Genomic DNA, 19,332 nt, shown 5'->3' with positions numbered 1-19,332 from the left:
CTGTACCCCCGACCGGATTCGAACCGGCGCTACCGCCTTGAGAGGGCGGCGTGCTAGGCCGCTACACAACGGGGGCTTTGCGGATCTGGAATCCGCGATGCAGATAAGCTCTGCGAGCTGGCCTACCAGGACTCGAACCTAGACTAACGGAACCAGAAACCGTCGTGCTGCCAATTACACCATAGGCCATCAAAAAGCAACCCCTTGCGAGGGTTCTGTTTGATTTACGCTTCCGGGTCCGGCCTTTCGGCCCGTTTCCCTTGGCGCAGGAAGAACATTACCCGAAGGTGGACGGCGCTCCAAAACGGGTATCCGGGGCCAGCAGGGCGGGGAGCTGGTCGAGCGCCGTGATGCGCGTGAGTTCGGGACGGCCGCCGGTCCGCGCGCGGTCCAGCCAGATGCCGGTGAGCCCTGCCTCCTCGGCGCCGTGGGCGTCGGTGTCGGGCTGGTCGCCGACGTACGCGACCTCGTGCGGGGGCAGTTCCAGGGCCTCACAGGCGGCGTGGAAGGCGGCGGCCTGCGGCTTGGCCACGCCGAGTTCGGCGGCGCAGACGACGGCCTCGAAGCGGTCCCTGACGCCGAGGACCCGCAGCTTGCGGTCCTGGTTGTGGAGTGAGGAGTTGGACAGCACCGCGTGCCGGTAGCGGTCCGCGAGCAGGTCGAGCACGGGGACGGTGTCGGGGAACAGCGCCCAGGCGGCCTCGTAGTGGACGATGTAGCGCCCGAACCAGGCGTCCGCCTCGGTGTCGTCCATGTCATCGGGATTGCCGGCATTACCGGCGCCGCGCCCCACGAAGGCCCGTACGCGATCACGGCGCTGGCCCTCCCAGTCGGTCTCGCCCGACTCGAAGCGCGCCCAGTGCTCCCGGGTGAGGGTGCGCCAACGAGCGAGGGCCTGGCCGACGGAGGTGAATCCGTCGGCCAGGCCCTCGGCCCGAAGGTGATCCCGCATTCCCGCGCGATCCGCGTTCGCGTAGTCGAAGATCGTGTCGTCTACGTCCCACAGGACCGCGCGGATCGGCATGTGCCCGAGCTTAGGCCGTGAGCTTGGCCAGGGCGGCGTCGATGCGGGTCAGGGTCTTGTCCTTGCCCAGGATCTCCAGGGACTCGAAGAGGGGCAGGCCGACCGTGCGGCCGGTGACGGCGACGCGGACCGGGGCCTGCGCCTTGCCGAGCTTGAGACCGTGCTCCTCACCGGCGGCCAGGACGGCCTCCTTGAGGGAGTCGGCCGACGCCCAGTCGGCGGCCTCGAGCTTCGCGCGGGCCGTGGTCAGGAGGCCGGCCGGGTCGCCCTTCATGGCCTTGGTCCAGGACGCCTCGTCCTCCACCGGCTCCTTCAGGAAGAGGAAGTCGACGTTGGCCGTGATGTCGGACAGGACCGTCACACGGGTCTGCGCGTGGGGGGCGATGGCCTCCCAGGCCGCCTGGTCGAAGTCCTCGGGCGCCCAGTTGGCGAACGGGGCGCGCAGCCACGGCTCACAGGCCGCCGCGAACGCCTTCACGTCCAGCATGCGGATGTGGTCGCCGTTGATCGACTCGGCCTTCTTGAGGTCGAAGCGCGCCGGGTTGGAGTTGACGTCCGCGAGGTCGAACTTCGCGACCATGTCCTCGATCGAGAAGACGTCCTGGTCGGCCGAGAAGGACCAGCCCAGCAGGGAGAGGTAGTTGAGCAGTCCCTCGGGCAGGAAGCCGCGCTCGCGGTAGAGGTTGAGCGAGGCCTGCGGGTCGCGCTTCGAGAGCTTCTTGTTGCCCTCGCCCATGACGTACGGGAGGTGGCCGAAGGCGGGGGTGAGCTTCGCGATGCCGAGCTCGGTGAGCGCCTTGTAGAGGGCGATCTGGCGGGGCGTGGAGGAGAGCAGGTCCTCGCCGCGCAGGACGTGGGTGATCTCCATCAGGGCGTCGTCGACCGGGTTGACCAGCGTGTACAGCGGGGCGCCGTTCGCGCGGACGATGCCGAAGTCCGGGACGTTCTCCGGCTGGTAGGTGATCTCGCCGCGGACCAGGTCCTCGAACGTGATCGCCTCGTCGGGCATGCGGAAGCGGACGATGGGCTCGCGGCCCTCGACCTCGTACGCGGCGACCTGCTCGGCGCTCAGGTCGCGGCAGTGGCCGTCGTAGCCGGAGGGCTTGCCGGCGGCGCGGGCGGCGTCGCGGCGGGCGTCGAGCTCCTCGGTGGAGCAGTAGCAGCGGTACGCGTGCCCGGCGGCGAGGAGCTTCTCGGCGACGTCCTTGTAGATGTCCATGCGCTGCGACTGGCGGTACGGCGCGTGGGGGCCGCCGACCTCGGGGCCCTCGTCCCAGTCGAAGCCGAGCCAGCGCATCGAGTCGAGCAGCTGCTCGTACGACTCCTCGGAGTCGCGGGCTGCGTCGGTGTCCTCGATGCGGAAGACGAGGGTGCCCTGGTTGTGCCGGGCGTAGGCCCAGTTGAAGAGGGCGGTACGGACCAGACCCACGTGGGGGTTGCCGGTCGGGGAGGGACAGAAACGTACGCGGACGTTCGTCGCGTTAGCCACGCTTGATCACCTTGTTGGTGAGAGTGCCGATGCCTTCGATGGTGACGGCGACCTCGTCGCCGACGTTGAGCGGGCCGACCCCTTCCGGGGTGCCCGTGAGGATCACGTCGCCGGGAAGCAGCGTCATGGCCTCGGAGATGTTGACGATCAGGTCCTCGATCGAGTGGATCATCTGGGACGTGCGGCCGAGCTGGCGCTGCTGTCCGTTGACGGTGCACTGGATCGTCAGGTCGCTGGGGTCGAGGTCCGTCTCCACCCAGGGGCCGAGAGGGCAGGAGGTGTCGAAGCCCTTGGCCCTGGCCCACTGCTTCTCGCGCTTCTGGACATCACGCGCGGTGACGTCGTTCGCACAGGTGTAGCCGAGGATGACGTCCTTGACGCGCTCGCGCGGGACCTCGCGGCACATGCGGCCGATGACGACGGCGAGCTCGGCCTCGTGGTGCAGTTCCTGCGAGAAGGAGGGGTACGCGATCTGGTCGCCGGGGCCGATCACCGAGGTGGACGGCTTGAAGAACGCGAAGGGGGCGTCCGGGACCTCGTTGCCCAGTTCCTTCGCGTGTTCCGCGTAGTTGCGGCCGAAGGCGACGACCTTGTTCGGGAGCACCGGCGGCAGGAGCCTGACCTTGCTCAGCGGGACCTTCGTGCCGGAGAGTTCGAAGTCCGCGAACGGGATGCCCTTGATGATGTCGAGGACGAGCCCATCGGTCGTTCCGGGGGGACTGTCGCCCTCGACCGCGCCGAAGGCGACATTGCCGTCGATGGAGAATCTGGCGATGCGCACGGGTGCCTTGCGCCCCTCTACTTCCGCTGACTGGAAACTGACGACCCAGGCTAACGCGGCTCGGGCACCCGACCTCGCGGATTACAGCGCGTCAGGACGCGTCAGGAGGCGACGGGCGTCTGCTCCGGGACTTCCATCAGGATGGCGCGGCGCGGATTGGCCGTCTGGGCGGGGAGGTCGACGGAGTACTCCGGCTGCTCCGGTGCCGCCTGCAGCTCATCGGCGTCCTTGAGGTGCATCAGCGTCGTACGCCGCGGGTTGGCGATGTTGCGGAACATCGGGGACTTCACAGTCTTCATGTGTCGCTCGTGACCTTGTCGGTGCGGGCGCCCGCAGGGCGCCGGTTGTCGGATTCGCCATCCCTGTAAAGCGTCAGGCTAAACATCTGATTCCCGTCGAAAGAGAGGAAGAGACGATGTTCCTCATGTGAGTTTGCTCACCAGAGGGTGGGCAAAAGTTTCAATTCGGACCCGAAGTGCGCCGCACCGAAACGGATATTTCGCCACTGAAGCGACCATTCCGCTCCCGATCATGGCGACTGGGACACCCCCGGGGTGTAGATGGAACGTCAGTAAAAGTCCGTTATCGACGAGATCACTTTCTACGTCTCGTGACGCACCCCTCACAAGGCGTCACACTGGTACCGCGCTGACGCTCGGCCCTTGTTGGAGATCCTGCACTGTGCTGGAATTCGCGGGACCGCCGCGAGATCGAGCCGGCGCGTACGGGGCGCGATGCAGCGCCGAGTCGCGGCGGGAAGGGGGAGCAGCGCCGGTCACCGACGACCGAAGGGGGCGTGTCAGCTCGCCCCCGAACTACGCCGACACCGTCCCGTCCGCGCACGCGGGGGACGCCTGGTCCAGAGGTTGCGACGCTAGTGCAGGGACGTAAGAACAGGGATGGCAGCGCTGCGGCGGAGCCGGAGCCGCGTGGCGGGACTGGCCCGATGACAGGCAGTTCCTCGCCCCAGCACGCCCAGAACCCGGGCCGGACCGCCTCCGTCGAGGGCAGTACGGCGGCTTCGGCCGCGCCCAAGGCTGCCGCCAGGCCGAAGAGCCCGAGCGGCCCCGGCTCGCGAATAGCCCTGCGTAACTGGCGCATCTCCACCCGCCTGGTCTCGCTGCTCGCCCTCCCCGTGGTCGCCGCGACCTCCCTCGGCGCGCTGCGTATCGGCGAGTCGATGAGCGACATCCAGCAGCTCGACAACATGAAGCTGCTGACGGACATGACCAAGCAGGCCACCGAGCTCGCGTCCGCGCTCCAGGAGGAGCGCGACCAGTCGGCGGGCCCGCTGGCCAACGGCGGCAATGCGACCGAGGACTACACCGTCAGGGGCGCGCGCGAGAAGACCGACCGCGCGCGCAAGGCCTTCATGGAAGGCACGTACGAGATCACCGACGGGGCCACCAACAGCGGCCTCGACGGTGTGCAGGACCACGTCACGCAGATCGCCGGCCAGCTCAACAACCTCAAGGGCATCCGGCAGGACGCGTTCAAGGACCGCAGCACCTCGTCCCAGACGATCGACGCCTACAGCCGCCTCGTCGAGCAGCTCCTGTCGCTGTCCACCGACATGGCGCAGGCGACCAGCAACCCCGAGATGATCAAGCGCACGCGCGCCCTGGCGTCGTTCTCCTCCGCCAAGGAGTACGCGTCCGTGCAGCGCGCCGTCATCGCGGCCGCCCTGCCCCCGAACGACCGCGACTTCGGCAAGCTCTCCGAGACGGACCGCCGCTACGGCGAGTCCGCACTGGAGAACCAGGAGTCCGACCTCAAGGGCTTCAGCTCCGTCTACGGAAACGTCGCCGCCACCGAGCTGATGAAGCCCATCGACTCGGGCAACGCGACCATCAAGGCCGCCGACCAGTACGCCCGCCGCACCCTCGACAGGGAGGGCGGCATCAAGAACGAGGACAAGCGGTCCTACAAGGACTGGGTCGACGCGGACAGCCAGCGTCTGCAGGAAATGTCCAAGATCGAGCTGACGCTGCTCAACCAGATGGAGCAGCAGGCCCGCGAGCTGCGCAACGAGTCCGAGCGCACGGCCATCATCAACGGTGCGCTGATCCTGCTCGTCCTCGGTGTCTCGCTCGTCGGCGCGTTCGTCGTGGCCCGCTCCATGATCCGCTCGCTGCGCCGGCTCCAGGACACCGCGACCAAGGTCGCCCAGGACCGCCTGCCCGAGCTGGTCAAGCAGCTGTCCGAGTCGGACCCGCAGGACGTCGACACCTCCGTCGAGTCCGTCGGTGTGCACTCGCGCGACGAGATCGGCCAGGTGGCCTCGGCCTTCGACGACGTGCACCGCGAGGCGGTCCGCCTCGCCGCCGAGCAGGCCCTCCTGCGAGGCAACGTCAACGCGATGTTCACCAACCTCTCGCGCCGTTCGCAGGGTCTTATCCAGCGCCAGCTCTCGCTCATCTCCGAGCTGGAGTCGCGCGAGGCCGACCCCGACCAGCTGTCCTCGCTGTTCAAGCTCGACCACCTCGCGACCCGCATGCGCCGTAACGGCGAGAACCTCCTCGTTCTCGCCGGTGAAGAGCCCGGCCGCCGCTGGACCCGCCCGGTCCCGCTCGTCGACGTGCTGCGCGCCGCCGCCTCCGAGGTGGAGCAGTACGAGCGCATCGAGCTGGCCTCCGTGCCGACCACCGAAGTGGCCGGCCGCGTCGTCAACGACCTCGTGCACCTGCTCGCCGAGCTGCTCGAGAACGCGACCTCGTTCTCCTCGCCGCAGACCAAGGTCAAGGTCACCGGTCACGCACTGCCCGACGGCCGTGTGCTGATCGAGATCCACGACACCGGCATCGGCCTCTCCCCCGAGGACCTCGCCGCGATCAACGAGCGGCTCGCGTCGCCGCCCACCGTGGACGTCTCGGTCTCGCGCCGCATGGGTCTGTTCGTGGTCGGCCGCCTGTCGCAGCGTCACGGCATCCGTATCCAGCTCCGCCCGTCCGACTCCGGTGGTACGACGGCGCTCGTCATGCTGCCCGTCGACGTCGCCCAGGGCGGCAAGAAGGCTCCTGGTAAGCCCGGTCCCGGCGCCGCCTCCGGTGGCCCCGCCGCAGCGCAGGCCGCCGCCGGTGTGGCCGCGGCACGGCGTGGGGTCGGCGCGGGTGCGCAGGGCGGTCCCGGAAGTCCCGGTGGCGCGGGCCTGCTCGGTGCCGGTCCCGGCGCGACGCGTCCGCAGGTCGCCGGATCGGGTCCGCGCGCGGCGCTGCCCGGCCGTGACGGCAACGGCCCGCAGGCGCCTCAGTCTCCGCAGTCCCAGCAGTCCCCCCAGCAGGGTCGTCCGGCTCCGGCCGGCGCGCGCGGCGCGCAGGGTCCGCAGGGCGGTCCCGGCCAGGGTCAGGGCCTCGGTCAGGGCCTCGGCCAGGGGCCGGGCCAGAACGGTCCTGTGCCGCCCCAGCAGCGTACGAACCAGGCGCCCGAGCAGGGCCGCCGGCCGGTCCTGCCGCCGCGTGGCGGTCCCCGCGCCGAGCTGCCCGGGGGCAACCCCCAGCCCCGCGCGGCGAGTTGGGGCAACGACGACGCGCAGCCGCCGGTGCCGCGCGCCTCGCTCGACGCCCCGCGCGGGCACGAGGAGCCGGACTCCACGACGCAGTTCCCGCGGGTCGACGACCGCCAGGGCCCCGGCTCGACGGCCGAGTTCGCCCGGCCCGACTTCGACGGGCCCCGTCCCGGCGCGCCCGCCCCGCACGACCAGGGCCAGGGCCAGGACACGGGGGCGTTCGTCCGTAACGACGTCTTCGGCGGCCACCAGGGCCACTCCCAGAACCCGAACCACTTCCCGCCCCACAACCCATCGCAGGGCCAGCCGCAGAACCAGGGTCACCAGACCGGTCAGTTCGCGGCGCCCGGCTTCGACGACGGTCTGCGCCCGGGGCTTCAGGACCCGTCCGCCACGGGCCAGTTCCCGGCTCCCGGCCAGAACAACTCCGGGCGTCCGCGCCAGGACGGCCAGTTCCCCGGCGGCGACGGCTTCGGGCAGCCGCAGCAGGGACCGGGCCAGGGCCAGCAGCAGGGTCAGGGTCAGGGTCAGCAGCAGGGGCAGGGGCAGGGTCAGGGTCAGGGTCAGGGTCAGCAGCAGGGTCGCCCCGGCGGTCCCGCGCGCGACCTGCCGCAGCTCGGCTCCCGGGACGCGGCGGACTTCTCGATGCCGCGGCCTCCCCTCCAGGGCGGCCAGGACCAGCACTTCCCGGCGCAGCAGCCGCAGGCCCCCGGCCGGCAGGACGAACTGCCGCCCGCCGGACCCGGCGACGGCCGCACCCCGCTCTTCGACACCCTCGAAACCAACTGGTTCCACGGCCAGCAGTCGGGCCAGCAAGCCGGACCGCAGCAACAGGACCGGCCGCAGGGGCCCGCGCCCCAGCAGAACAACGGCCGGCCGGGCGGCCTGCCGCAGCGCTCGCCGCAGCAGCAGCCCCAGTCGCCCAACCCCTCCCCCGCGCCCGCCCGCCCGGCGGCCGCCGCACCCGCGGCGCCCCAGCAGGCCCAGGCGCCCGCCAACTGGCGCCAGTCGCCCAACGACGAGCTCGGCCGCCAGGCCGAGCGGGTCCGCCAGCCCTCGGCCGGCGGGGTCACCGTCTCCGGGCTCCCGCGTCGCGTCCCGCGTGCGAACCTCGTCGCGGGTACGGCTCAGCAGCAACAGCACCAAACCGGTCCGCAGGTCTCGCGTTCGCCTGATGACGTTCGCGGCCGGCTGACCAATCTCCGTCGGGGCATCCAGCAGGGTCGCCAGGCCGGTACGGGCCAGACCGGCAGCTTCCCCAGCCCCACTCACCAGCAGGAGCGTTAGTTGAGCCAGATGAGCCAGGCGGCACAGAACCTGAACTGGTTGATCACCAACTTCGTGGACAACACGCCGGGGGTCTCCCACACCGTCGTCGTGTCCGCGGACGGCCTGCTGCTCGCCATGTCGGAGGGGTTCCCCCGGGACCGCGCCGACCAGCTGGCGGCCGTCGCTTCGGGCCTCACCTCGCTGACCGCGGGTGCGTCCCGGATCTTCGAGGGCGGCACCGTGGCCCAGACCGTGGTGGAGATGGAGCGTGGCTTCCTCTTCCTCATGTCGGTCTCGGACGGTTCCTCCCTCGCGGTGCTCGCGCACCCGGACTGCGACATCGGCCTCGTCGGCTACGAGATGGCGCTGCTCGTGGACCGTGCGGGTTCCGTACTCACCCCCGATCTCCGCGCCGAACTGCAGGGCAGCCTGCTGCACTAGTCACGACCTCCCCCACACGCACGTACGACCGCACCGTCAGGCCGCCACGCCCCCCACCGGCCCCGTCAGACGGCACGCAGACCACCTGCTGTCCCGCCCGGAGGATCCATGACCCCGCCCACCGCCTCTCACGACCCGTACGGCGTATCTCCGCACGCCTCGTACGGTCCTGAGGGCGACCAGCCGCTGGTGCGTCCTTATGCGATGACCGGTGGCCGGACACGGCCGCGCTACCAGCTCGCCATCGAGGCGCTCGTCAGCACGACCGCCGACCCGGCCCAGCTGATAGGGCTGCTCCCCGAGCACCAGCGCATCTGCCACCTGTGCCGAGAGGTCAAGTCGGTGGCGGAGGTGTCGGCCCTGCTGTCGATGCCTCTCGGTGTGGCCCGGATCCTCGTCGCGGACCTGGCGGAAGCGGGAATGGTGGCCATCCACCAGCCCGGTGGCGACGAGAACGCAGGCGGCCAGCCCGACGTGACACTGCTCGAAAGGGTGCTCAGTGGACTTCGCAAGCTCTAACGGCGGAGGCGGCCGTTCCACCACGTCCGCGAAGATCGTGGTGGCGGGCGGCTTCGGCGTCGGCAAGACCACGTTCGTGGGCGCCGTCTCCGAGATCAACCCGCTGCGCACCGAGGCCGTCATGACGTCCGCGTCCGCGGGCATCGACGACCTCACCCACACCGGGGACAAGACCACCACCACGGTGGCGATGGACTTCGGCCGCATCACGCTCGACCAGGACCTGATCCTGTACCTCTTCGGTACACCCGGTCAGGACCGCTTCTGGTTCATGTGGGACGACCTGGTGCGCGGCGCGATCGGTGCGATCGTGCTCGTCGACACCCGCCGTCTCGCCGACTGCTTCCCGGCCGTCGACTACTTCGAGAACTCCGGGCTGCCCTTCGTCGTCGCCCTCAACGGCTTCGAGGGTCACCAGCCCTACACGCCCGACGAGGTGCGTGAGGCGCTGCAGATCGGCCCGGACACCCCGATCATCACCACGGACGCCCGACACCGTGCGGATGCAAAGAGTGGCCTGATCACGCTGGTCGAGCACGCCCTGATGGCCCGCCTGAAGTAGTTCCGCCGCCGAAAATCCGGCCACCAAGTGACCAGATCCATACGGCAGTTGTCGTAGTGCGCCCGGAGGCCGCTGTGTCCTTTGACACGGTCGGCCTCCGTGTTCATAACGTTTCGACAGAGAATTCCGGTGCCGCCGACACAGGTCGCGCACACCCGGTTCCACTGCGCGCACAAGAGCCCCGCCTTTTGGCGGGGCTCGCTCTTTATGACCGTTTTATCTGGGGCATGGGTCACTCGGAGGTTCCGGTTCCCAGTGTTTGGAAGAGAACCGCCTGACGTGCTGGAATGCGCTGAACTGCCCAGTAGGTAAGGGCCTGGAGACAGCGGCACAGCGTAGGTGCCGACGCCGAGAGGTTGTTGGTCGAGTGAGGCGAAGCAAGAACAGTCCCGAGCCGTCGTCGGCGCGGGGCAACTTCACCCCGCCGCCGCGTGCAGCGGCGTCGGCCGCGCATGTGCCACGGGCCGAGCAGCCCCCGGCGCCGTCCGGCGGCCGGATGTCGCCGCGCAACTGGCGTGTGCCGACCAAGCTGAACGCGATCCTGCTCATACCCGTGCTCGTGGGTCTGATCATGGGTGGCTTCCAGGTGAAGGGCTCGATCGACACCTGGAACGAGGCCGAGGACGCGGAGAACACCGCGCGTCTGGTGCAGGCGTCCCTGACGTACGCCAACAGCCTGATCGAGGAGCGCGACATCTCCGCGGCTCCTCTCCTGCTCGGCCACAAGAACGACCCGAAGGTCGTCAAGGCCCGCGAGACGACGAACGAGGCCGCCGACGCCTTCGACGCCGCCGCGAAGAACATGCCGGCCAAGGAAGGCCTGGAGCGCCGCCTCACGCAGTTCCGTCAGGTCGAGCCCGGCCTGGAGAAGCTGCGGGCCGCCGCCTACACGAGCAAGCTCCCCGCGGTGCAGACCGAAGAGGGCTACGTCGGCATCCAGCACCCGCTGATGGAGTTCGCCAACGAACTCGGCCTCGGCACCGGAAACATCACGAGCTACGGCCGCACGGTCTACGCGATCTCGCTCTCCAAGGCCGCGCTCTCGCTGGAGCGGTCCATCGGCATGCACCTGCTGGTCGCCCCGGGCCCCTCGGCCTCGACCTTCAACAAGCAGAAGATCGCCCTCTCCTCCTACGCCTACCTCGAGGGCATCGCCATCGAGGAGTACAAGGGCGGCGGCACGCAGGCGGACGTCGACAAGCTCGAAGCCGCCAAGAAGCAGCTGACGATCGACGGCGCGAAGCAGGCCAAGCAGGCCGCCGCCGCCGCGAAGGCGCAGGGAAAGACCTACGTCCCGCCGCCGGCCGACCCCACGGACATGGTGTCCGCGATCGCCACGCTGCCCACCACGCAGCCGAGCGCCCGCCTCGCCATCGCGCAGAGGGGCGTCACCGCGGAGAACTGGTGGGCGGTCAACACCGCCAGGTTCAACGCGTACCGCACCATCGAGTCCGACCTCGCCGACAAGGCGGTGAACGAGGCCGCCGGCATCGCCGACGACGCCAAGCAGTCCACGTTCGTCACCGGTGCGGTCGTCCTGGTCGCCCTGCTCGCCGCGTTCGCGCTGGCCGGGATGATGGCGCGCCAGATGAGCCGCTCGATGCGCCGACTGCGCACCGCCGCTTTCGACGTCGCCGAGCAGCGCCTGCCGATGCTCGTCGACCAGCTCTCGCGCACCGACCCGGGCCGCGTCGACACCCGTGTCCAGCCCATCCCGATCAACTCCACGGACGAGATCGGCGAGGTCGCCCGCGCCTTCGACCAGGTGCACCGCGAGGCCGTCCGCCTCGCCGCCGAGCAGGCCCTGCTCCGCGGCAACATCAACGCGATCTTCACCAACCTGTCGCGCCGCAACCAGTCCCTGATCGAGGGCCAGCTGACCCTCATCACGGACCTGGAGAACAATGAGGCCGAGCCGGACCAGCTGGAGAACCTCTTCCGCCTGGACCACCTCGCGACCCGCATGCGCCGCAACGGCGAGAACCTCCTCGTCCTCGCCGGCGAGGAGCCGGGCCGCCGCTGGGACCAGCCGGTCCCGCTGGTCGACGTCCTGCGCGCCGCCTCCTCCGAGGTGGAGCAGTACGAGCGCATCGAGCTGTCGGGCGTGCCGGAGGCCGAGATCCACGGCCGTTCGGTGACCGACCTCGTGCACCTGCTCGCCGAGCTCCTGGAGAACGCCACCACGTTCTCCTCGCCGCAGACCAAGGTCCGCGTCACCGCGACCCGTCTCCCCGACGGCCGCGTCATGGTCGAGATCCACGACAAGGGCATCGGCCTCACCGCCGAGGACTTCGCGGACATCAACCACAAGCTGGCCAACCCGCCGACGGTGGACGCCGCGATCTCGCAGCGCATGGGCCTGTTCGTGGTCGGCCGCCTGTCCGACCGGCACGGCATCCGCGTCCAGCTGCGCCCCTCGGGCGAGCAGGCCGGCACGACGTCGCTCGTCATGCTGCCCGACGTCATCACCCACGGTGGCAGCGGCGAGCACCTCCCCGAGTCCGAGTTCACCGTCTCGTCGATGATCCCGTCGCAGTCGGCGTACGAGCCGGCCCCGCTGCGCACCGCCGCGGAGCTCGGCTTCGACGACAGCCGCTACGGCGAGGTCCCCGACGACCTGCGCGACCTGGACCCGGTCGGCCGTTCGCTGATGCGCGAGGAGCGCCGTGCGGCCCTGGAGGCCCAGGCGCACACCGGTGACGACCGCCCCCTGTTCCGCGACGAGATCGCGGCGGCGCAGGGGCAGGACCCGTACGAGGAGCAGCAGACCACTTATGCTCCCGCGCAGCCCGCGTACGACGACCGTCAGCAGCAGGCGTACGAGGACCACTCGGCCGGCTACGGGCAGGGCGGGCAGACGTACGACGAGCAGCCGCGGAACGGCTCCTACAACGATTCGTTCTTCGCGCCGCAGGACGGCTACGCGCCCCAGGACTCCTATGCGGAACCCGTCCAGGAGACCTACTCGGCCTTCGGTGACGGGCCGCTGCGCGGCTCGCAGCAGCGCGACTGGCAGACGCAGGACGGCTACGAGGAGCAGTACCGGTCCGAGCACACCGCTCAAGCGGAATCCGCGCAGCGCGCTGACGCCGGTGAGCAGGAGCGCGTAGGCTTCGACCCGCACGGTCCCGCGGCGCCGGCCGGGCCCACCCCGTCCGCCGCACGTTCGCTCACCGACTCCGGTCTTCCGATGCGCGGTTCGGGCGGGCAGCAGCGCCAGGCCCCGGCGGCGACGCCGGCGCCCGACCGTGGCGACAACACCACCCAGGACAACGGCAGCGGCGACGGCAGCGGCCCCGACGACTGGCGTTCGTCCAACGACGAGCGCTGGGTCCGCGCGGAGCAGCTTCGGAAGCCCAAGGCGGGCGGAGTCACCTCCTCCGGTCTGCCGCGCCGGGTGCCCAAGGCCAACCTGGTCGAGGGCACGGCGGAATCGACCCCGCAGGGCGGCCCCCAGGTCTCCCGCGCGCCTGAGGACGTCAGGGGCAGGCTGAGCAACCTGCGCCGTGGCGTGCAGCGGGGACGCGAAGCAGGAAGTGACACGAACGGCCAGGCCACGAATCAGCACAGTGGTCCTGACAGCACCTACAACCAGGAGCGTTAGTGTGAGCCCGATGAGCCAGGCGGCACAGAACCTGAACTGGTTGATCACCAACTTCGTGGACAACACCCCTGGGGTGTCCCACACGGTGGTGGTCTCCGCCGACGGACTCCTTCTGGCGATGTCCGAAGGGTTCCCGCGTGACCGTGCCGACCAGCTGGCGGCCGTCGCGTCGGGACTTACCTCGCTGACCGCGGGCGCGTCCCGCATCTTCGAGGGCGGCAGCGTGAACCAGACAGTTGTGGAGATGGAGCGAGGATTCCTCTTCCTTATGTCCATCTCCGACGGTTCTTCCCTCGCCGTCCTCGCACACCCGGAGGCGGACATTGGCCTCGTCGGGTACGAGATGGCACTTCTTGTCGACCGCGCGGGGACGGTTCTCACTCCCGACCTGCGGGCCGAGCTTCAGGGGAGCCTTCTCAACTGACAGACAAGCGGTGCGATTTCGCGTCCCGTAGCCGTAAGGTTTCGGGACGCGGCTCCACGGTGATGGTGCCCGGCACAGTTGGAGGAGGAAAGCGTGGCTGGTTCTGCAACACCCCCGAGCGGTTCATCGGCGAATTGGTCCTACGGGCCTGGCCAGGGCCAGGGGCAGGGTGACGCGTCGAACCGGTACAACTTCCCCTCCGCGCCGAGCCACCGGCGTCAGCCGTACGCGCCCCCGCACCCGCCGCAGCCGCGGCAGCCGGGGCCGTACGACCAGCCGTCGGCACCCCGCATTCAGCCCGTGCAGCCGCAGCGGCGTCCCGACACCCCTGCGCCGGCTGCCAACAACCCCCTGGTGCGTCCCTACGCCATGACGGGTGGCCGCACCAGGCCGCGCTACCAGCTCGCCATCGAGGCACTGGTGCACACCACCGCGCAGCCGCACCAGTTGCAGGGCCAGTTGCCCGAGCACCAGCGGATCTGCACCCTCTGCCGAGAGATCAAGTCAGTGGCCGAAGTCTCGGCCCTGCTCAGCATCCCCCTCGGCGTGGCCAGGATTCTCGTCGCCGACTTGGCGGAGGCGGGCCTGGTCGCCATTCATCAGCCCGGCGGCGAAGAGAACGCCGGCGGTCAGCCAGACGTGACTTTGCTCGAAAGGGTGCTCAGTGGACTTCGCAAGCTCTAGCGGAGGGCCTTCCCGCTCCACCACGTCCGCGAAGATCGTGGTGGCGGGCGGCTTCGGCGTCGGCAAGACGACCTTCGTGGGCGCCGTCTCGGAGATCAACCCTCTGCGCACCGAGGCCGTCATGACGTCCGCGTCCGCGGGCATCGACGACCTCACCCACACCGGGGACAAGACGACGACCACCGTCGCCATGGACTTCGGCCGCATCACCCTGGACCAGGACCTGATCCTGTACCTCTTCGGTACGCCCGGTCAGGACCGCTTCTGGTTCATGTGGGACGACCTGGTCCGCGGCGCGATCGGTGCGATCGTCCTCGTCGACACGCGCCGTCTCGCCGACTGCTTCCCGGCCGTCGACTACTTCGAGAACTCCGGCCTGCCCTTCGTCGTCGCCCTCAACGGCTTCGACGGCAGCCAGCCGTACCAGCCCGACGAGGTCCGTGAGGCGCTGCAGATCGGCCCGGACACTCCGATCATCACGACCGACGCCCGCCACCGCGCGGACGCGAAGTCGGCGCTCATCACGCTCGTGGAGCACGCGCTGATGGCGCGCCTGCGCTAGGCCTGCGGCGCTCCCGCGAACACGGGAAAGCCCCCGGTGACCTTCGGGTCACCGGGGGCTTTTTCGCCCTTCGGGCTCGTCCTCGAACGCCGGACGGGCTGAATATCCGCGCTCAGCCCTGCCAGCTGTGCGGGGCACGGAAGCCGTGCTGGCGCTCCAGGCGGCGCCAGCCGGCCTTGTCGCGGCCGCGCAGGGCGGGGCTGTCGGTCGGTGCGGCGGCGGCGCGGGCCAGCAGGATCGCGGTCAGGGCCGCGACCTCCTCGGGCTCGGCGTGGCCCTTCTCAACGCGGATGTCGGATGCAGACATGTGCAGTGATCTCCTTGTGGGGTTACTGCGGGGGGTTGCCGTGCTTGCGCGAAGGCAGGTCGGCGTGCTTCGTGCGCAGCATCGCGAGGGAGCGGATGAGCACCCCGCGGGTCTCGGCGGGATCGATGACGTCGTCGACCAGGCCCCGCTCGGCCGCGTAGTAGGGGTGCATCAGCTCGGCCTTGTACTCCTTGACCATGCGGGTGCGCATGGCCTCGGGGTCCTCGGCCTCGGCGATCTGACGGCGGAAGATGACGTTGGCGGCGCCCTCGGCGCCCATGACGGCGATCTCGTTGGTGGGCCAGGCGTAGGTGAGGTCGGCACCGATCGACTGCGAGTCCATGACGATGTAGGCACCTCCGTACGCCTTGCGCAGGATGAGCGAGATCCGCGGCACGGTGGCGTTGCAGTACGCGTACAGCAGCTTGGCGCCGTGACGGATGATCCCGCCGTGCTCCTGGTCGACACCCGGCAGGAAGCCGGGGACGTCGAGGAGGGTCACGATCGGAATATTGAAAGCGTCGCACATCTGGACAAAGCGGGCAGCTTTTTCGCTGGCCTCGATGTCCAGGACGCCCGCGAGGGACGAGGGCTGGTTGGCGACGATGCCGACGACCTGGCCGTCCAGGCGGGCCAGCGCGCAGATGATGTTGCGCGCCCAGCGCTCGTGGATCTCGAGGTAGTCGCCGTCGTCGACGAGCTCCTCGATGACCTTGGTCATGTCGTACGGGCGGTTGCCGTCGGCCGGGACCAGGTCGAGCAGGACGTCCGAGCGACGCTCGGCGGGGTCCTCGGAGGCCACGGTCGGCGGGTTCTCGCGGTTGTTGGAGGGCAGCATCGAGATGAGGTACCGGACCTCGGCGATGCAGGTCTCCTCGTCGTCGTACGCGAAGTGGCACACGCCCGACGTCTCGGCGTGCACGTCCGCGCCACCGAGGCCGTTCTGGGTGATCTCCTCACCGGTGACCGCCTTGACGACGTCCGGTCCGGTGATGAACATCTGCGAGGTCTCGCGGACCATGAAGACGAAGTCGGTCAGGGCCGGGCTGTAGGCCGCGCCGCCGGCGCACGGGCCGAGCATCACGCTGATCTGCGGGATGACACCGGACGCCTTGGTGTTGCGCTGGAAGATGCCGCCGTAACCGGCCAGCGCGGACACGCCCTCCTGGATACGGGCGCCCGCGCCGTCGTTGAGCGAGACCAGCGGAGCACCGGCCGCGATGGCCATGTCCATGATCTTGTGGATCTTCGTGGCGTGGGCCTCACCCAGCGCGCCGCCGAAGATACGGAAGTCATGCGCGTAGACGAAGACCGTACGGCCCTCGACCGTCCCCCAGCCGGTGATGACACCGTCGGTGTACGGCTTCTTGGACTCCAGACCGAAACCCGTCGCCCGGTGCCGGCGCAGCTGCTCGACCTCGTTGAACGATCCCGCGTCCAGAAGCAGCTCGATCCGCTCGCGCGCGGTCAGCTTGCCCTTCGCGTGCTGGGCCTCCGTCGCCTTGTCACTGGGCCCACGCAGCGCCTCTTCGCGGATCGCGTGGAGCTCGGCGACGCGTCCGCGCGCGTCGGTGGGCTCATCCCCGGGGGAACCGGCTGAGGCGGTGTCGTCCAAAACGGTCATGTAGCGACCTTACGAAGGCGACCAAGCAAAACGGGCCGTCGACTCCGTACAGTCTCCGGCCCGTTTTCCTGGTACCCCCGAACAGAACTCCGTCGCCATGCAGGCGAAGTGACTGCTCAGGGCCCTGCTGTCTTGTAGAGGTCACACAAACGGCTCAACTGAGAGTCACCTCACACCGATGGCTCACGCATGCCGCCCCAGGAGTGACGCGCAGCCGCAGCCTATGGCCTGTGGCGACCACTTCGACGGAGGGGTCGTGGCTGACGACGCGGCGCACCGGCCGGTCCCAGACGACATCCACGGGCTCGCCCGTGCGCGGCGGTTCGCTGATGGTCAGCGTCGCGGTGCGCCCCTTCCTGCGCAGGAGGACGCTCGCGGGAGCCGACACCGTGAGCTCCCCCGCGCTCCCCGCTTCCCAGAAGTTCGCCGCGCTCACGCCGAGGGAGGGCACGGTGACGGCCTGGGCGGCGGCAGTGTTGGCGAGGACCGACAGCCAGTGGCGGTCGCCCGCACGCCGCGCGAGGTCGTGCTTCGAGGCTCCCGGCATCAGCAGATAGGCGTACGCGGCGTCGGTCGGGTCCGTGCCGTGGTCGAGCCAGAGGGTCTGCCAGCGGCGGGTGCGGCGCTCGGTGGAGCTGGTGGTGTTGATGTCGGACCAGGCACCGGTGCGGTCCTCGCACAAGTGCCGCAGCGGGGCGCCGCCGGGGAAGACCCAGCCGCCGTGGCCTTCCAGGTGGGCCCATCGGGCGCGGGCGGCGCCGTCGACGGTGAAGGCCTGGGTGCCGCCTTCTCCGAGGTTGCGGTTGTCGACGACGGTCTCGACGGGTACGCCGTCGGCCGCCGTGATCCCGGCGCCCAGGCACACCACGGTGTCGGCGAGGCAGAACCACGACTTGCGGGCCTGGAGCGTCGAGCCGAGGCCCTTGACGTGCTGCCCGACCGACGCGAACTCGCCGTCCGTCGCGCCGCCGACCCACTTCACGTCGGGCCGGGCCGCGCCCCACTCGCCGCCTGCCTTGTCGGCGAGGCGCTTGGTGGAGACGGTCGTGCCGGGCAGCCGGTAGAAGTCGACGGTCGGCCAGAACCAGTCCGTGTACTCATCGCTGCGCTTACCCGCCGCCCACCACGAGAGCATGCCGGCGCCGGTGTGCCAGCCGCGCGGGTTCTCGCCGTTGCCGCACTCGTAGTACGCGATCCGGTCCGAGGACATGGAGATGTTCGCGGCGAAGCCGGGGCGCTTGTGCACCGCACGGTCCATGGCGGCGAACAGCTGGTGGCCGACGGGCTCGGGCGCGGCCTCGACGGCGGAGTCCGCGACGGCGTGCAGCCGGGACAGGTCGGCGACCCCGAACTGCCGGGCGGTCAGCAGGGGCGTGACCGTGTCCCGCTCGATCCAGCCCTTGATCCGCCCGTGCCAGCGCTCGCGCTCGGCCGCGCTCGCGCCGGCGGCCAGCTGCGCCATGGCGGCGATCAGACCCTGGCCGTGGAAGTGGTCGCTGCGCATGACCTTGAGGTCGTCGCTGTTGAGGTAACCGCGGCTGATGGCACGGCCGTTGACGCTGTCCATCATCAGGCCGTCGAACAGGAGCGGGGCGTAGGCGTGCTCGACGCTGTCGAGGATGATCTGCCGGTTCGGGTCGGTGACGGCCCAGGTGGAACCGGCGAGCAGCGCGAAGAGCCGGCCGAGACCGTCGAGCATGACCTGTCCGTAGGTGCCCGAGTAGGCGATGTACGTGTGCTGGACGAACGAGCCGTCGGCGTAGAGGCCGTCCCCCTTGGTGACGTAGGGGAAGACGGGCGAGAGGGCGTCGCGGGCCAGGGCCGTCTTGTCGGGGTTCCTGCCGAGGATGCCGCGCAGGGCGACCGAGCGGCACAGGTCGACGCGGTTGGCGCCGGTGGAGGTGCCGGAGTAGTCGCGGAGGATCGCGTCGGGGATGAAGTGGTCGACGGCGGCGAAGGCGGCGTCGCGCTGGTCCTGCGTGAGGTGGTCGTGGAGGACGGCGACGATGTCCATCAGGAGGCGGGGGCTGCCGATCTGCCATTCCCACCAGTTCCCGTACGGGGTCGTGGTCGCCTTGTAGACGGTCGCGGAGAGGTGGTCGAGGCCCTTGACGACGTCGGCGAGGAGGGCCTCGTCGCCGGTCGAACCCGTGCCCTCCTGGGCGTACGCCTGCGTCATGGTCCACAGGCGGTTGTAGCCCTGGGTGATGCCGGCCGGCGGGTCGAAGGGGTAGCCCGGCCAGAGGGAGGTGGCGGTCGGGGCCATCGTCGCTCTGAAGCCGCGGGCGAGTTCCCCGAGTTCCTTCAGACGCGAGGCGTAGGGCTCGGCGGTGGCGTCGAAGCCGGTGCCGAGGGAGATCTCCAGCCATCGCTTGCGAAGGGTCTCGAACTCGTCGTCGGAAGCGTCCGAAGCGTCGGCGGCATGGGCGGGCGGGGCAAGTGCCGCACCGGCAAGGAGAGTTGACGCGATGAGGAACGTGCGGCGCGTGGGTGTCATGGGGTTGCACCTAATCAGTCGTAGAAAGCGCTGTCTACGG

General features: G+C 69.9%; 15 protein-coding genes and 2 tRNA genes. 8 read left to right on the top strand and 9 right to left on the bottom strand.

The window, feature by feature from the left end; genetic code table 11:
• Positions 1–3 precede the first annotated feature (3 nt).
• The 6 genes from AC07EJ_RS10005 to AC07EJ_RS09980 all read right to left on the bottom strand — a co-directional run bounded on the left by AC07EJ_RS10005 (position 4) and on the right by AC07EJ_RS09980 (position 3,593).
• Positions 4–76, bottom strand: a tRNA-Glu gene (locus AC07EJ_RS10005).
• 41 nt (positions 77–117) lie between these two features.
• A tRNA-Gln gene (locus AC07EJ_RS10000) sits at positions 118–189 on the bottom strand.
• A gap of 88 nt (positions 190–277) precedes the next feature.
• A complete protein-coding gene (locus AC07EJ_RS09995; protein ID WP_389485796.1) occupies positions 278–1,024 on the bottom strand; it encodes an HAD family hydrolase in 747 nt (248 codons plus the stop codon).
• Between the two features lie 10 nt (positions 1,025–1,034).
• Complete coding sequence (gene gltX, locus AC07EJ_RS09990; RefSeq protein WP_478884033.1) at positions 1,035–2,513, bottom strand: glutamate--tRNA ligase; 1,479 nt, start codon at positions 2,511–2,513, stop codon at positions 1,035–1,037.
• Complete coding sequence (locus AC07EJ_RS09985; RefSeq protein WP_383882713.1) at positions 2,506–3,294, bottom strand: fumarylacetoacetate hydrolase family protein; 789 nt, start codon at positions 3,292–3,294, stop codon at positions 2,506–2,508. The genes gltX and AC07EJ_RS09985 overlap by 8 nt, the downstream gene beginning before the upstream one ends.
• Before the next feature lie 101 nt (positions 3,295–3,395).
• Positions 3,396–3,593, bottom strand: a complete 198-nt coding sequence (locus tag AC07EJ_RS09980) for a hypothetical protein (protein ID WP_389485800.1) — start codon at positions 3,591–3,593, stop codon at positions 3,396–3,398.
• A 578-nt stretch (positions 3,594–4,171) separates the two neighbouring features.
• On the opposite strand from AC07EJ_RS09980, the gene AC07EJ_RS09975 reads away from it, so the two are divergent.
• The 8 genes from AC07EJ_RS09975 (at position 4,172) to AC07EJ_RS09940 (ending at position 14,864) form a co-directional block, all read left to right on the top strand.
• On the top strand, positions 4,172–8,086 hold the full coding sequence (locus AC07EJ_RS09975) for a sensor histidine kinase (protein ID WP_478884032.1): 3,915 nt from the start codon (positions 4,172–4,174) through the stop codon (positions 8,084–8,086).
• Between the two features lie 9 nt (positions 8,087–8,095).
• On the top strand, positions 8,096–8,509 hold the full coding sequence (locus AC07EJ_RS09970; protein WP_362904909.1) for a roadblock/LC7 domain-containing protein: 414 nt from the start codon (positions 8,096–8,098) through the stop codon (positions 8,507–8,509).
• A 108-nt stretch (positions 8,510–8,617) separates the two neighbouring features.
• Complete coding sequence (locus AC07EJ_RS09965) at positions 8,618–9,028, top strand: DUF742 domain-containing protein (protein ID WP_100595020.1); 411 nt, start codon at positions 8,618–8,620, stop codon at positions 9,026–9,028.
• The gene (locus AC07EJ_RS09960) at positions 9,009–9,590 is read left to right on the top strand and encodes a GTP-binding protein (protein WP_100595019.1); all 582 of its coding nucleotides are present in this window, start codon (positions 9,009–9,011) and stop codon (positions 9,588–9,590) included. Before AC07EJ_RS09965 ends, AC07EJ_RS09960 begins: the two co-directional genes overlap by 20 nt.
• Positions 9,591–9,957: 367 nt before the next feature.
• Positions 9,958–13,194 carry a sensor histidine kinase gene (locus tag AC07EJ_RS09955; RefSeq protein WP_478884031.1) on the top strand — a complete coding sequence of 1,079 codons (3,237 nt, stop codon included), beginning with the start codon at positions 9,958–9,960 and terminating at the stop codon, positions 13,192–13,194.
• A gap of 10 nt (positions 13,195–13,204) precedes the next feature.
• Positions 13,205–13,618 (top strand): roadblock/LC7 domain-containing protein, encoded by a 414-nt coding sequence (locus tag AC07EJ_RS09950; RefSeq protein WP_100595178.1) that lies wholly within the window; start codon positions 13,205–13,207, stop codon positions 13,616–13,618.
• Positions 13,619–13,711: 93 nt separating this feature from the next.
• The gene (locus tag AC07EJ_RS09945; protein ID WP_389485807.1) at positions 13,712–14,302 is read left to right on the top strand and encodes a DUF742 domain-containing protein; all 591 of its coding nucleotides are present in this window, start codon (positions 13,712–13,714) and stop codon (positions 14,300–14,302) included.
• Positions 14,283–14,864 carry a GTP-binding protein gene (locus tag AC07EJ_RS09940; RefSeq protein WP_054239772.1) on the top strand — a complete coding sequence of 194 codons (582 nt, stop codon included), beginning with the start codon at positions 14,283–14,285 and terminating at the stop codon, positions 14,862–14,864. Before AC07EJ_RS09945 ends, AC07EJ_RS09940 begins: the two co-directional genes overlap by 20 nt.
• Positions 14,865–14,976: 112 nt before the next feature.
• Here the strand turns inward: AC07EJ_RS09940 and AC07EJ_RS09935 are convergent, their stop codons facing one another.
• The 3 genes from AC07EJ_RS09935 to AC07EJ_RS09925 all read right to left on the bottom strand — a co-directional run bounded on the left by AC07EJ_RS09935 (position 14,977) and on the right by AC07EJ_RS09925 (position 19,292).
• A complete protein-coding gene (locus AC07EJ_RS09935; RefSeq protein ID WP_389485810.1) occupies positions 14,977–15,171 on the bottom strand; it encodes an acyl-CoA carboxylase epsilon subunit in 195 nt (64 codons plus the stop codon).
• A 22-nt stretch (positions 15,172–15,193) separates the two neighbouring features.
• Complete coding sequence (locus tag AC07EJ_RS09930) at positions 15,194–16,795, bottom strand: acyl-CoA carboxylase subunit beta (protein ID WP_393586655.1); 1,602 nt, start codon at positions 16,793–16,795, stop codon at positions 15,194–15,196.
• A 154-nt stretch (positions 16,796–16,949) separates the two neighbouring features.
• Positions 16,950–19,292: a polysaccharide lyase 8 family protein gene (locus tag AC07EJ_RS09925; RefSeq protein WP_389485814.1), complete on the bottom strand. Its 2,343-nt coding sequence runs from the start codon at positions 19,290–19,292 to the stop codon at positions 16,950–16,952.
• Between the last annotated feature and the right edge of the window lie 40 nt (positions 19,293–19,332).

The organism is Streptomyces sp. NPDC045026 (genome assembly GCF_056432625.1).
This window is presented reverse-complemented; position numbering and strand designations above follow the sequence as displayed.